The sequence below is a fragment of the Niallia nealsonii genome, from assembly GCF_002835805.1.
In the GTDB taxonomy this organism is placed as follows: domain Bacteria; phylum Bacillota; class Bacilli; order Bacillales; family Cytobacillaceae; genus Niallia; species Niallia nealsonii.
On the sequence record NZ_PISE01000047.1, the window covers coordinates 69,806 to 84,829 of the forward strand.

The window sequence follows — 15,024 nt, forward strand, 5'->3', positions numbered from 1 at the left end:
ATTTATAAAAAGTCAATAAAATGTCTTCTGAATCTTACATGCATATAGGAGCCAACCGCCAGCAGTAGAATAACCAATATCCAGAAATACACCGTAATCGCTGGATGTGCCGTAATAAACCAGCCTTCTCCAAGAAGTGCATAACGATAGCCTTCTATTAAATAATAAACTGGATTTAAACGCATGATAAATCCAAATGTTTCTCCTAAACGTTCTGGCGACCATAAGATTGGCGTAATATACAGCAGCACTCTCATCACTGCTTGCAAAAGCATCTGAAAATCACGAACTATAGTAGAGATCGTTGATGTAATTAATGATAATGCAAATAAAAAGATAAGTGATGCAAATAAAAAATATGGCAACTGCAGGTAATAAATAGAAATATGATATCCTGTAAATTGAAAAATAATGATAATAATCCCCATTAACAGCAATTGCGGATATAATAACGATAAAATAACATACGAAGGAATGGCGCTTAACGGAAAATTCATCCTTGAAACCATCCTTAATCTAGCATAAATAGACCTTGATCCTTGGGTGATAGATGGGTAGATGAAAAACCATAAAACGATTCCGGCCAGCATCCAGACTAAATAAGGAATATTACCATTTTCTCCTGGTATTGTCCCTCTGTCTTGGACAAACCCAAATACAAACCAATAGATGGCAATTTGAATTCCTGGATTAATCAATTCCCAAAGTATGCCTAAATAATTATTTCGGTTAGCGCTTTTTAATTCATACATCGAAAGTCTTTTAATTAAATGAAAATTATCGATTTGTTCCTTTAATACTTTAAACATAGAAACCATAATATATGTGCCCTTCTTTATAAATTCGAAAACGCATGATATAAGTGTATATCTGCGGATTTCATCTATTTTAGAAAAACCTCTTTGACTACGCGGCTAGAGGCATTTCCATCTTCCAAATAGCAAAATGTGTTATAAAAGTCATTATATTTTTCTGTAAACTCCATGCTATCCACATTTTTTATATAATCAATTACTTCTTCTGTTGTTTTGACTAGTGGACCTGGAGCAGTTTTTTCAAAATCAAAATAGAAACCGCGCAATTTATCACGATATGTTTCAATATCATATACATAAAAAATAATAGGTCGCTTTAAATTGCCATAATCAAAAAATACAGAAGAATAGTCTGTTATCAAGAGATCTGCAATTAAATAGAGTTCTCTAATATCTTCATAATTGGAAAAGTCATAGGCAAAACCTTTATATGGCGACAAATCAAAGTTTTCTGCCACTAAATAGTGCATTCTTAGTATCACTACATACTCATTGCCTAATTCCTTTTTTAATTTCTTAAGATCCAATTCTAAATCAAATTTATATTTGCCTTTTTGATAAAATTGATCGTCTCTCCAAGTTGGTGCATATAATATCACTTTTTTATTTAACGGAAGATTAAATTTTTTCTTTAACTCATCCATATTGTCTTTTGTCCCATGATCATATAATATATCATTTCTTGGATAGCCTGACTCTATTACTTTTTTATCAAATTGAAATGCACTTCTGAAATTTTTAGAAGAATAGGCATTTGGAGAGATAAGATAGTCCCAATTTCTTGCTTCAAATAAAAAGTTTTCTTTATACTTTTCCGTACTTGTTCCAGGCATATACACTTCATCCATATCTGCTGCCAATTTCTTTAAAGGTGTCCCGTGCCATGTTTGCAAATAAGTAGTGTGTTTTGGCTTCGGTATCCATAAAGGCAGCCTGCTATTGCTCACCCAAAATTCAGCTCGTGCCATCTTAAACAGCCACTTTAAAGAAAACCGAGGAACAATCATTAAATCTTTTTCTTCAAAATTTTCAATGAACCTCGAATCCACACTCCAATACATATCAAATTCTGGATGATATTCTTTTAAGTACTCGTAAATTGCTCGAGGATTGCAGCTGTATTGTTTTCCTAAAAAGCTTTCAAAAATGATCGATTTCTTTTTAGCAGGCAGATAGCCTACCAGCTGAAATAATATTTTATAAACTACTACAATTTTATTTGCTTGTTTCCATTTATAAAATATTTTTCTTATTCTTTCTTGTATTTCCTGATTCAAATAAAATACAGAAGCAGAAACAGTTAAAAACCCTCTTTGTTTTGTCGCTTTTAATGTTACCTTCTTTTTTGCTTTGCCAATCTTCCAAACTTTTGATTGAACATTTTTATGGATAAGTGGCTGATAGGATAGTCTTGGGCTTGTTATATGATCAACTGCATCAGAATCAGAAAAAGAAAATTCCAAATAAAATCTTAAGTTGACAGCCCGATTATGCTCTAAACACTGCTTAATATTGACAATCGTTTCAAAGCCAATATTATCATAGTTGTTTAAGCCGTATCCATATTTTTCAGTTAAATCTTTTCTCATTTTTCCTTTTACAGGAAATCTAAATTTTTTCTCATTTAAATCGTTTGAAACTATTAATGTTCTCTTTATATTCCCAATCTGCAAACTGTTATGCAAAGGATAAAAAGAGTATCCTGATAAATAAACCGTTCCATCCTTTTGTAAAGAAGCTTCATCAACACTAGCCAATATATAAGGAGGCGTTGTTTTAAAAGAAATGCCGCCTTCTTTAGTAGTATATGGAGTAAAAAGAGAATTATCTTTTTCAAATAAATAGTAGACTAATGCAAAAGGTTGCTTATTGGATTTAAGTCTATACTTCTTTTTATTAGCTGTATCTCCTAACTGAACATAAAGATCCCAAATTGCCTTCTGAGAAAAGTCTTTATTATAGATGTTCAAATCAACAGCCGTTTCATACACACCATAGCCATTGAGAGAGGCGACTTGTGTAAAAGGAAAGGAAATAACTGTATCTGTATTTCTTAAACGAAAAAGGAGCGATTTATTTTGCTTGTTCAACAACAAATTTTCGTCGAAATAAAACTGAATAATTAAATCCTTATTTTTTATTTCGATTCCCTTTATTTGTTTGTTACTAACCTCCGCTTCACGCATCCTGTAACTCCTCTCGAAATATGTGAAAAAAGATAATATGTAGTAAGATATTTATTATTATAAGCATTTTCCCTACTATTTATAAATCTATGAAACATTATATAGATAAAAAAGCTGGATTTCAAACTATATTGAAATTACTGCAAAAGTAGGATTTTTACTGTTACATTTTTGTCACATAATCTTTTATATTATTTATTTTTTCATTATACAGCATAGAGATAATAGCCGTCTTCTAGTTATTTTTACTTATAGCTGTGTAATATTTTAAAATAACATTTATCATGCATTAACGGACTTTTGCCCCCCACCTAAGAGATGATAAGAGAAAACGAGAAATCTAGGTGGACATAACCTTGCCCGTAAAAGTCTAATAGAAAAAACACAGACTGACTATAAGCAGCACTCACCTCCTGTGGCAACGTCTCAACGTCTGTGTCACCTAAACTCTCTTCTATCTTGCCTCATCTAACAATTAGCAAGGGATAAAGCCCCCACTGATTGAAATTTCACTTTATTGGAGCTAAAAAAAAGCATTTTCACTTCCTTCGCCCTGTCAAGTGAAAATGCCCAAATAATTATCTATTAAAAGGTGCTCTTACGCTATTTATATGTTGGTATTTCTATATCCATCCGATAGGAACTAAGCATTCCATATAAAGAACTAATTTTATTTACTTGTTTGCTTGCCCATCCAATATCTGTTGCATATTGATGCACCCCTGGATTTAGTGGATTCCATCGCATTTTATAAAGGGTATCTTGATTATAAGTAGGGTGATTGATGTAATTTTCCCCAATAAACTCTGCCCCTCCAATAATCGCCTTTTCTGGAGTATCCCATCCTTGTTTATAAGCGTATTCAGAGCCGCCTTTTATTGGTGCTGCATCATAGGCTCCAATTCCATACATATTATATACAGTTTTCGGTGTTACTTTTTTGCCATCTACTGCTGAAACCTTTATGCCAGTTGCTAAAGTAGATGTACCATTTCCTGTTTCCAATAAAGCATGGGAAATTAAATAGATTTCATTTATTCCATATTTTTCTCCAGCTTGTATAAAGGACTGTGCTTTGCCTGAAAGTATGCCTTTGCCTTTAAGAATATTGGCATTTACTTCACTTTCGCTAACATTTGCACTGCTTGATAAAACCAAAAATTGAAGTTTTTGGTTTTCATCACTTATAAAGTTAGCTGCGTCCATATAATACTTAACATCAGTTGGTCCCGCATTCACCCAGGTGTTATAGGCCAATCCATAGGTTGCTGGAAAGTCAGCAGTTTCCTTTTTTAGCTCTTTCCAATATTTATAATAATCTACCTCATACCATAAAGTACCACTACTGTCCTTCGCCTTAGATTTAATGGTTACTTTATCTCCTTCTTTCAACTTGCCCACTATCCAATAGCTGGTTGATGGACCGCCGCGGACATTCCATGTACCATTGTCTATTAATCCATAGTCATTTTTACTGCTAATATAACGAAATGCATTTTCACTCATATATGTTGTATATTTTTTATCTGTTTGGGCGCTTTTAGTCATTTGAATATTAACAGCTTCATTAAGCCTATAGTTTGTATTCTCATAGCTTGTAAATACAGCTTTTGCCTTTTCCATAGAAAACTTAATGGATGCATTTCCTATGCCTTCTTTATACCTTAATACAAATTGGTGTTTTCCTTTAGACAAATAATAACCAACTGCTTTTGTTCCTTTGTTAATTTTTCCAGACCATGCATCAATCACTGTCTCGCCATCTATTTCTAGTATCACTCCATCATCTGCTTTCACAGTGAAGTTATAGTTTGCATTTTCTGAGATGACAAACTCTCTTTTAAAAATAGCTGAAAAGTGATCTGTAGGAATATTCGAATCTGAAGAACTTGTTTTCCAATTAAAATTAATATCAGTAATAGTATTTAATGAATCTTTTCCGCCCACTATGACAGGTTTCTGAGCATCCTTTACCTTATAAATAGGATTTTCATCTTTCCCCATTGTTTTAGGATAATATTCTGCATACCATCCAGATGAATCAACGAGATTGCTATCTTTAGCTGGTATGAAAGATAATTTAAACTTGTCATTCGCTTTATTAGTATAATGCCTTACTTCAATCCAATGGATATTTCCTTTATCTGTATCTTCTATTTTTACCTTCGTGCTTTTTTCTTTGTAAGCTCCATCTCTCCATTGGTTTATCACTATTTCCCCATCAATTAAAACTTGAATACCGTCATCTGAAAAACCACGAATCACATATTCTCCAGCATCTAACTCTTTGGCTGTTACATATTTAGCAGAGAAATTACCTTTATTTACTCCACTTGCTGGAGAGTTCGCATCAAAATCCTGCGACAATGTCATACTGTTAGAAGTGTTAATCGTTTTAACCGCTGCAGGAGTGCCTTCTAAATTCTTATTATTATAATAATAGGCTAGCCAATCTCCTAGTGGTGCAACATCAGCAAATACTTTCGCATCGCTTTTCTTATCAAAGTAATCTACTTTTATAATTTGATTGCCATTCTTTTTGGCATCATAGATGGCAGTATTGTAAGTCCCTTGTGAACCAGACCAACGATTAATTAACCATTTATTATCAATACGGACTCGAATTCCATCATCAGCAAACGTACTGATAAAGTATTTCTTATCACCTGGTAACAATTTATAAAAACTAGCAGAAAAATTATCTTTTGCTAAATTTTTAAGAGGAGCATTTTTCCCCCAATCAAAAGCGATATTCCCCACTCTATTTTCATAAAATGTTCCACTAGTGCTAGTATTATTATAATAAGTTGCATACCAGTCTGTCGTAGAGAGTTCTTCCTTAACTGGTTTTATAGAAAAATCCAATGCGCTTTTGCCTGTTCCCTCAAAATATTCCACTCTTATTTCATGAATATCTTTTGTAGAAGAACTAGTATCCTTTATTGGAACTTTCAACGCAAGATTGCCATTGTATCCAGATTTCCATTCATCGACCACTTTTTTCCCATCTATATATACCCTAATTCCGTCATCAGCTTTCGCTTTGATGAGATAATCGCCTTCTTCCATTCGTTTAAATGTATAGAATTTGGCTGAATAGCTATTATATTTTACTTTATCTGATGGTCTGCCATATCCATAATCAAAAGTCAGTGAATCATTAGAAGATGGATATATCTTGGAGTCTTCAGGCGCACCCTTTAAGCTGACATTATTATAATAATAGCCAATCCATTCTCCAAAAGGCAGCACTTCTGCAAATAATGACGCATTCCCTGTATCTTCATAATAATCTGTCCGAATTGAATGATTCCCTTTAGTCAAATTAGGCAATACAGCAGAACTAAACTTGCCGCCAGTTGACCAGCTATCAATAGCCTTTGAATTATCTGCATACATTCTAAGCCCATCATCTGCATAAGCATGCAAAAAATAATCTTTATTTTCATCAACGGTTAAACTTTTTTCAAACCTTGCTGAAAATCTATTAAAATGTATGTTTTCTATCGGAGCTTTTATCCCCCAATTAAAGGCGATATTCTCCACTCTATTTTCATAAAATGTTCCACCAATACTGGTATTATTATAATAAGTTGCATACCAATCTTTTGTAGAGAGCTCTGCATTAGATGGTTTTATAGAAAAGTCTAATGCACTTTTGCCTGTTCCCTCAAAATATTCCACTCTTATTTCATGAATATCCTTTGTAGAGGAACTAGTATCCTTTATTGGAACTTTCACCGCAAGATTGCCATTGTATCCAGATTTCCATTCATCGACCACTTTTTCCCCATCTATATATACCCTAATTCCGTCATCAGCTTTCGCTTTGATGAGATAATCGCCTTCTTCCATTCGCTTAACGGTATAGAATTTGGCCGAATAATTATTATATTTTACTTTATCTGACGGTCTGCCATATCCATAATCAAAAGTCAGTGAATCATTAGAAGATGGATATATCTTGGAATCTTCAGGGGCCCCCTTTAAGCTGACATTATTATAATAATAGCCAATCCATTCTCCAAAAGGCAGCACTTCTGCAAATAATGACGCATTCCCTGTATCTTCATAATAATCTGTCCGAATTGAATGATTCCCTTTAGTCAAATTGGGCAATACAGCAGAACTAAACTTGCCGCCAGTTGACCAGCTATCAATAGCCTTTGAATTATCTGCATACATTCTAAGCCCATCATCTGCATAAGCATGCAAAAAATAATCTTTATTTTCATCAACGGTTAAACTTTTTTCAAACCTTGCTGAAAATCTATTAAAATGTATATTTTCTATCGGAGCTTTTGTCCCCCAATTCAAACGCAAAAAATCGTACTTTTGTTCTATAGAACTGCCTGTTAAACTTTTATTATTATAATATCCTCCTGACCAATTAGACGATGCCTCGGCTTTATCAAAAGGTATATATAATAAAAAAACAAATAAAACTATACCTAAAAAGAAAATCAACTTATTGTACATAACTCTACTAACTATTTATTACACCTCCACAAATATTTAAAAATTTTCAATACTATTATTATCTATGAAAATAGTAGATATGTTAAGAAAAAATGTCGAAAAATAATAGTCAAAATTCCCTATTTTCGACACCATTCGTCTTCTGTTCGCTTACATTTTTTTTAAAAATACAAATTTCACCCATTAATTCCCTGCTTTTGAATCATTCCCTGCTTTTTTCTATTTTTCCACAAAAAAACTGACTAGTAATGATCGTTTTAAAAACGAGTTCCTAGTCAGTTTCTTTTTATATATTATTTTTCTAAAACTTCTTCCTGCAATTTGTCTGCCAGACCTACAAGGTATTGTTTTAGCGGCTCTTTAATATCTTCGCGTTTTAATGCTAATTCAATTGTTGTTTGAATAAATCCTAATTGCTCTCCAACATCATAGCGATTTCCTTCAAACTGATAAGCAAAAACTCTCTGAATTTGATTTAGCTTTTCAATCGCATCTGTAAGTTGTATTTCACCACCGGCTCCTACTTCCTGTTCCTCTAAGAAACGGAATATTTCTGGAGTGAAAATATATCGTCCAATAATTGCTAAATTAGAAGGCGCTGTCCCTTGTTTAGGTTTCTCCACAAATTTCTTTACTTGGTATCTTCTACCTGTCCCTTCAATCGGATCCACAATGCCATATCGATGCGTTTCAGAATCTGGAACTTCTTGTACGCCAATAACAGAGGAAAGTGTTTGATCATATTCTGCCATTAATTGACCTAAACAAGGATTTTCGCTATCTACAATATCATCACCCAATAATACGGCAAAAGGCTCATTTCCAATAAAGTTTCTAGCACACCAAACAGCATGACCAAGACCTTTTGGTTCTTTTTGACGAATATAATGTATTTCTACATTAGAAGATTCTTTCACTTTCTCTAGCAAATCAAACTTCTCTTTTGCTACTAAGTTTTCTTCTAATTCCCAGGCATTATCAAAATGATCTTCAATCGCTCTTTTTCCCTTACCTGTTACAATAATTATATCTTCAATCCCAGAAGCTATAGCTTCTTCCACAATATATTGAATGGTCGGCTTATCGACAATCGGTAACATCTCTTTTGGCATCGCTTTCGTAGCTGGTAAGAATCTTGTCCCAAGTCCAGCTGCTGGAATAATTGCTTTTCTTACTTTACCCATTTATTTAAATTCCTCCAGATCAGCACTTTTTAGTATATATTGTATTACTTATCTAAATTTATGTCTACTGAATTTAAGAACGCTATAAGTTGAGAGCATTAGTAATTATACTCCACTTAAACCGGGGCAAATTCCTGATATAGGTTACTCAAGGATAAAATTACACTAAACTACACAACCTATATTATCCAAAATATTTAAAAACATTCAATGTTTCCCTCATTACGCTTAACAACTATTTTATACAAATGAATATGATAAACTTAAACATTCGGGATGCTAAAAACTTTATTAACGTCCTATGCGATCTTATCATTAACTACCTTGTCTTTTGATATTAAAAAGCTTAGAATTATTTTATTATATACTTCTTACTTCAATATTAAGCTCATCATAAGAAAAATTGAAATAAAGTGCAATTATTCAGGAGGAAATACATGAAGAAAGTTATCACATATGGAACCTTTGACTTGCTGCATTGGGGGCATATTAGTATTTTAAAAAGAGCAAGGGAACTAGGAGATCATCTTACAGTAGCATTATCAACTGATCAATTTAATTCCATAAAATGCAAAGAATCTTATCATAATTATGAAAATAGAAAGTTTATTTTGGAATCTATTCGATATGTAGACCATGTAATACCTGAAGATTCTTGGGATCAAAAAATAAAAGATGTCAAAAATCATAATATTGATGTTTTTGTAATGGGAGATGATTGGAAAGGACAATTTGACTTTTTAAAAGATTATTGTGAAGTAATTTATTTGCCGAGAACTGTGGGGATATCTACTTCCAAAATAAAAGAAGACTTATTGAATTTACAAAATGGTTAGAGAGGTATTTATTTCCATTTATCTTTGCATCTTTTCGTTTTTATTTAACCTTTCTAAATTGTTTCCGATAAACAAAAATAAAATAGTTTTTTGTACATCTTTTACAGAGAATCATTATTTTATTTACAAAGAACTAAACAAACAAAAACTTGGTTGTGATGTTGTTTTTTTAGCAAATAATTCGACTTGCTACTCATTTTTTTCAACTAATGCTTCATCTAACAGTAAAGTATTATATTTTTCGCCTAAAAAGGTCGTCTCCTTTATTCAATCCATTTATCATTTGGCTACAGCAAAAGTTGTCTTGGTTGATAATTATTATGGGTTTCTAGCAAGTATTAACTTTAAGAAAAAAGTAAACTGCATCCAAGTTTGGCATGCTAATGGAGCCATTAAACGTTTTGGTCTTCAAGATCCTTCTATTAAAGATAGGAGTAAGCGAGCTATTAAACGTTTTTATAAAGTTTATCAAAAATTTGACTATATACTTGTTGGTTCAAAAAAAATGGAAGATATATTTATTAAAGCCTTTAATGTCTCAACAAAAAATATAAAAAGAACCGGTATACCTAGAACCGACATATTCTTACAAGAAGAATTAAAAGTTTCTCTTAAAAAAAACCTTTATGCTAGTTATCCCATCCTTAAAAATAAAAAAGTAATTTTATATGCGCCGACTTTTAGGGACAGCGATGATAAAAGTAACCAGTTTCCAATAGACTTGGAATTACTTAAAGACAGATTAGGAGAAAAGTATGTTTTTGTTTTAAAACTACATCCTTCTGTAAAAACAGATAACATTTCTATTATGAAAAAAAATAATCCATTCATATTAGATTTATCTAGCTATTCAAATATGAATGATTTATTATTTATTGCAGATTTTCTTATAACAGATTATTCTTCTATTCCCTTTGAATTTTCTTTTATGCAAAAACCAATGCTATTTTATCCATATGACTTAAAAGATTATGAACAATCTAGAGGATTCTGGCAATCTTATGAGAGCTTAGTGCCAGGACCAATTGCATTTTCAACTCATGATATTATTAATATAATTAATCAAAACCAATTTGATTTACAGTTAATTGGAAAATTCCACAAAGATTGGAATACCTACTCTCGAGGGGATTCTAGCAAAAATGTCATAAACTTAATAAAAGAATGCATGAACTATTAATATTTAATACCAGAATAAACAATTGATTTCAATAGAGCTATCTTTTATTTTAGCATACAAAAAATCGTCTTTTCTTCAAAATGGAAGCCTCTAAGTCACCATTTAAGAAAAGACGATTTTTTTATTGGTAATCTAACTATTACTGCTTAATAGAGGATTCTTCACGCAGACTGATCCCCATTATGTCGATTTTATAAGTTGAATATATATACTGTTAAAATGGTGTGGACCGGCGTTTACTGGATGGTCAACACTTCCAATATAATTATAGCTAGTTATATCCCGTTTAGAATTAACTCTTATTATTATAATCACAAATTATGCTGCAGTATACTATTTTCAAACATTAGAACACAAACGAATATTAAGCAGAACGTGAATCCAACCGCTAGAAAAAGAAGAAACACTTTTTCTAGTTGAAAGTGTACCTTTTTACACGGAGAGGCATACATGATAGCCTTATTTAATTAGAACTAATCCTTTGTATGGCTTCAATACATGTCAAATGCCATCAGTTTTTTATCTAAATTTCAATAGCAAGCGTCACTGAAATGAGCAGACTGTGTCATCCAGCTAAACATTCATAGTAAAATAGTAAACATTTTATTTCTATCTATATAAGTTTGCTTTAATTTTCTGACATAGCCATAGAACCCAACAAGCGTAGTACTTTTTTCGAGAATTTTTCTATGTGTTCCAAAAAAGAAAGGACAGAACGGAGAATATCGGCATGTGTTGCATGAAATTGATTAGAAATCACGCTCTTTTTAAGCCATCCCCAAATCCGTTCTACTCCGTTTAAGTTTGGGGAGCAGGGCAGCAAAAATAAAAGAACAAGGCGCCACTTCCGAGTGGATGTTACATAATTCAAATAAATGACTGCAAGAAAAGATGGAATAAAGCTATACTTGATGAACTCTCCTAGTCCTGCTTTGCTGCCATCAACTAAATCACAATAATCAGCAAAAATCGTGTCTGCTATCCATGTACAGACCAATAACCCCTATTGTTATATAAATTTCCCGCCAGCCAAATGCTCTTTTTGGCATAAAAATTATATAGAATAGCAAAGCACAAGCCATAATCAATGGCAGCCAAATGCCTTTTGCGCCTATATCCATATTTTTGATGATATCACTCATTTTTATCATCTGCAAAATGATTATTTATGGATAGTATGGGCAAAATCAATGGTTTATTCGGCAGTTGGCGCTTCATTTTGCAATATTTTCCTCGCAGATTTTTATCATATATGATTATTGTAAAACTTCATATGCCTTTTGAAAAATAGCATTTGCAATCTCTTTATGCCCCTTATCATTTGGATGCCAATCATCGCTTACTCCCAGATAGGTTTGTATACCTTTTGTCCCTCTTGTGTCTGTGCGATTTTGCCAAACAGATTCAATATTAACAACAGGGAGATTTTTCTCTTGGCCTACTTCTTCAATAATTGCATCGTATGCCAACGAATTTTCTCTTGCCCAAGTTGTCACTAAAATAATCTTCGGTTTGTTGGATAGATGATCATTTAAATAATCAATTACATACGTTAATCTTTTTTTAAAATCTTCCGGGTTGGAATAGGCATTTTTCTTTTTTTGCTTTAAATCATTTGTTCCGAACTCCATTGTAATGAAATCAGGCTGTTCTGATACAATCTTATCCAGATTAGGGATAGCCGTATCTTTAAGACCTGTTCCTCTTTTGACTGCACCAGATTTCAATTGAACATCATAACCTAATTTTTCTTCTATTAATTGCGAGAGCACTTCCACGTACCTTTTATTATGTTCTGATGCATAATATCCCTCTGCTAAGCTGTCCCCCATTGGAGAATAGTTTAATTCCTCTCCTTTATGAGAATAATAAATCCTTTTTTCCTTTTCTTCTTCTGTGAGTTTCTTCTCCTCTAATCCATTCGCTTTTTCACTTATATTTGCATTTACTGCAGGTTTTTTTGAATGCTGCAGATAAAGGAGCACGCCTATTATCAGCAGAAATGCTAAAGCGATCAGCATTAATCTTTTCTTCATTGTTCTGTGCCTCCCAAAAAGAATAAAAAGCGCCACAAAAATGTGCCGCTTCTCTTATATTATCTATTACTCTCCCTTTTTTCTTCCGGCAAAACCTTAAAAAGCATTATGATTCGCTCATCGATTCTTGTCTTCTTTCCTTTACTATATCATAACCACGTCTTGATTGTGATTTTGTATTTGTTTTAATGATTTTAGCTGGCACACCTACTACCGTTACATTATCAGGTAAATCTTTTGTTACAACTGAATTGGCTCCGATAGAAACATTATTTCCAATTTTTACATTCCCAAATATTTTTGCACCTGGACCAATATAAACATTATTCCCGATTTTCGGTGCGACTCCTTTATGTGCCCCAATATTAACTCCAGAATGAATCTCGCAGTTTTTTCCAATTCTTGCTTTTTTATTTACTGTAACTGAGCCATAATGAGGAATTTTTAATCCTGGTCCAAATGATTGAGGATGGATAGAAAATCCTAATTTAGAACCAACTTGTTTCAGCTTGCGCAGACTCCAATTATATCTTTTGGAAGCAAAAGCACTCTTCTTTCCTTGCGACTTTAAATACTCAGATTTTCTTAATAGCCTTTGATAGTAAAGTTCTGGGAGCATTACTTTATACTCTCGCTTCCACTTATCTACTTTCCATGACTCAAGGTCAGATTCTAAATAGATATAGTAATCCTCTTTTGTCTTTATTGCCAACTTGTTTGCACCCCAATACACCAAATATTATTAGTTATATAAATAAAAGAACTTTCTTTCATTAGAGTCCAACAAAATGTATCAAATAGTCTTCCTCTAAATAAAAAGAAACCTATTTGGATTATAAAAGCAAACCACGCATATTACAACAATTATTGCCAATTCATATAAGCTTCTATTATATAAATTCTAAATAATTCTTCGACATGACGAAAAACGCGATACATGGAATGACTAGTAATTTTGAAAATGGGTGAGTCCTTTAACCATGTCGAGAAATTAAGTAACACATATATAGATATAATACAAATTACTCTTAAAAAGGCCGTAACTTTAATATATACTTTTTATTTAAGTGTTTCATCCGAAAGTTCTTAATTATACTTCATACTAAAAGGAATGAATAGAATTGACCAAATTTAAACTCTTGATTTTATTACTACTAACTATCAGCTTACTACTCTTAATAATAGTTTATCCTAATACCAATACTTCTAAGCCTGCTGCAATAAAAAAAATAAAACCCTTTGATGCTAAAGTACTAGGTCTTTTAGATAAAGATTACGAAATGATAGAAGTAACCTTCTCTGATGATGTGGCTCCGACAACAACTATCCAAAATGCCCTAAATAAAGCTAAAAATTCAAAAGAGCCAATTAAAGTTATAGTACCTTCAGGAAAATATAAACTAACGAAAAGCTTACATATTTATAGCAACACTTGGCTTCATTTTTCTGACAACACATTATTAACCAAAACTAAAAATCATCACGAGATTATGCTAATTAATGGAGATTTCCATACCTCCTATCAAAAATATAATGGGAATTCCAATATTATTGTAGATGGCGGAATTTGGGATGCAGAAGGAGCTGATCCATCAGTCTGGACACCTTCCGTTTTTGGATTTGCCCATGGTAAAAACATTTTAATTCAAAACGTTGTCTTAAAAAACATTTCTGGTGGACATGCTATCGATTGTGCAGGCAATAAAAATATTATTATACAAGACAGCAAATTCTTAGGCTTTAACATTTCGGAGAAAAATAACTATGTAGAAGCAATACAAATTGACGGGATGATTTCACCTAAAGCCTTCAGAAGATTTGGAGACGTAGACTCTACTGTCACTAAAAATATTTTAATTCAAAACAACTATTTCGGTAACTCCCATGTAAAAACCATGAAACCATGGGGAGTAGGGATTGGCAGTCACTCAGCTTTGTATAATCATCCTCATTCTACTATTAAAATAATCAACAATACTTTTGAAGGACTTTCTCTTGCTGCTATTAAGGCATATAACTGGAGCAATGTCGTAATTAAAGGCAATAAAATGATTAATTGTTATGTCGGGATACAGATAGAGGGTAATGGTGTTTATTATCTTGAAACTGGAAATAAAGACTCTGGAGAATTATCTATCGACAACTTTAATATAACTTCTAATAAATTTTATAATATAGAGAACTCTTCTATTTTAATAACTAAAAGCAAAGATCCCCTAGAACAGATTATTATGAAAAATAATCTTTATCAAAATTCAACAACACAACTTACTATCTTAGGCAATTAAAGAAAGAAGAGAATCTTCCT

10 protein-coding genes are annotated in these 15,024 nt (G+C 32.4%); 3 read left to right on the forward strand and 7 right to left on the reverse strand.

Annotation, left to right across the window (positions count from 1 at the left end; genetic code table 11):
• Positions 1–2 precede the first annotated feature (2 nt).
• The 4 genes from CWS01_RS19225 to galU form a co-directional block, all read right to left on the reverse strand.
• Positions 3–818, reverse strand: coding sequence for an ABC transporter permease (locus CWS01_RS19225; RefSeq protein ID WP_101178824.1), 816 nt, complete (start codon positions 816–818; stop codon positions 3–5).
• A 65-nt stretch (positions 819–883) separates the two neighbouring features.
• Positions 884–3,001: a CDP-glycerol glycerophosphotransferase family protein gene (locus CWS01_RS23360; RefSeq protein ID WP_101178825.1), complete on the reverse strand. Its 2,118-nt coding sequence runs from the start codon at positions 2,999–3,001 to the stop codon at positions 884–886.
• Between the two features lie 603 nt (positions 3,002–3,604).
• Positions 3,605–7,480, reverse strand: coding sequence for a PA14 domain-containing protein (locus CWS01_RS19235; protein WP_101178826.1), 3,876 nt, complete (start codon positions 7,478–7,480; stop codon positions 3,605–3,607).
• Between the two features lie 293 nt (positions 7,481–7,773).
• The gene (galU, locus tag CWS01_RS19240) at positions 7,774–8,664 is read right to left on the reverse strand and encodes a UTP--glucose-1-phosphate uridylyltransferase GalU (protein WP_101178827.1); all 891 of its coding nucleotides are present in this window, start codon (positions 8,662–8,664) and stop codon (positions 7,774–7,776) included.
• Between the two features lie 437 nt (positions 8,665–9,101).
• Here galU and tagD point away from each other — a divergent pair, with 437 nt between their 5' ends.
• On the forward strand, positions 9,102–9,500 hold the full coding sequence (gene tagD / locus CWS01_RS19245; RefSeq protein WP_101178828.1) for a glycerol-3-phosphate cytidylyltransferase: 399 nt from the start codon (positions 9,102–9,104) through the stop codon (positions 9,498–9,500).
• Positions 9,493–10,680: a CDP-glycerol glycerophosphotransferase family protein gene (locus tag CWS01_RS19250; protein WP_101178829.1), complete on the forward strand. Its 1,188-nt coding sequence runs from the start codon at positions 9,493–9,495 to the stop codon at positions 10,678–10,680. The genes tagD and CWS01_RS19250 overlap by 8 nt, the downstream gene beginning before the upstream one ends.
• A 628-nt stretch (positions 10,681–11,308) precedes the next feature.
• Here the strand turns inward: CWS01_RS19250 and CWS01_RS23075 are convergent.
• The 3 genes from CWS01_RS23075 to CWS01_RS19265 all read right to left on the reverse strand — a co-directional run bounded on the left by CWS01_RS23075 (position 11,309) and on the right by CWS01_RS19265 (position 13,428).
• A complete protein-coding gene (locus CWS01_RS23075) occupies positions 11,309–11,677 on the reverse strand; it encodes a hypothetical protein (protein ID WP_235852122.1) in 369 nt (122 codons plus the stop codon).
• 259 nt (positions 11,678–11,936) lie between these two features.
• Positions 11,937–12,716 carry an SGNH/GDSL hydrolase family protein gene (locus CWS01_RS19260; protein WP_101178830.1) on the reverse strand — a complete coding sequence of 260 codons (780 nt, stop codon included), beginning with the start codon at positions 12,714–12,716 and terminating at the stop codon, positions 11,937–11,939.
• 106 nt (positions 12,717–12,822) lie between these two features.
• On the reverse strand, positions 12,823–13,428 hold the full coding sequence (locus tag CWS01_RS19265; protein WP_235852123.1) for a serine O-acetyltransferase: 606 nt from the start codon (positions 13,426–13,428) through the stop codon (positions 12,823–12,825).
• 409 nt (positions 13,429–13,837) lie between these two features.
• On the opposite strand from CWS01_RS19265, the gene CWS01_RS19270 reads away from it, so the two are divergent.
• Positions 13,838–15,004: a glycoside hydrolase family protein gene (locus CWS01_RS19270; RefSeq protein WP_101178831.1), complete on the forward strand. Its 1,167-nt coding sequence runs from the start codon at positions 13,838–13,840 to the stop codon at positions 15,002–15,004.
• The last annotated feature ends 20 nt before the right edge of the window (positions 15,005–15,024 follow it).

Excerpts from the sequence above, each read along its gene's own strand:
- CWS01_RS19225 (WP_101178824.1), bottom strand. The coding sequence starts at position 818 with ATGGTTTCTATGTTTAAAGTATTAAAGGAACAAATCGATAATTTTCAT.
- CWS01_RS23360 (WP_101178825.1), bottom strand. The coding sequence starts at position 3,001 with ATGCGTGAAGCGGAGGTTAGTAACAAACAAATAAAGGGAATCGAAATA.
- CWS01_RS19235 (WP_101178826.1), bottom strand. The coding sequence starts at position 7,480 with ATGTACAATAAGTTGATTTTCTTTTTAGGTATAGTTTTATTTGTTTTT.
- galU (WP_101178827.1), bottom strand. The coding sequence starts at position 8,664 with ATGGGTAAAGTAAGAAAAGCAATTATTCCAGCAGCTGGACTTGGGACA.
- tagD (WP_101178828.1), top strand. The coding sequence starts at position 9,102 with ATGAAGAAAGTTATCACATATGGAACCTTTGACTTGCTGCATTGGGGG.
- CWS01_RS19250 (WP_101178829.1), top strand. The coding sequence starts at position 9,493 with ATGGTTAGAGAGGTATTTATTTCCATTTATCTTTGCATCTTTTCGTTT.
- CWS01_RS19260 (WP_101178830.1), bottom strand. The coding sequence starts at position 12,716 with ATGAAGAAAAGATTAATGCTGATCGCTTTAGCATTTCTGCTGATAATA.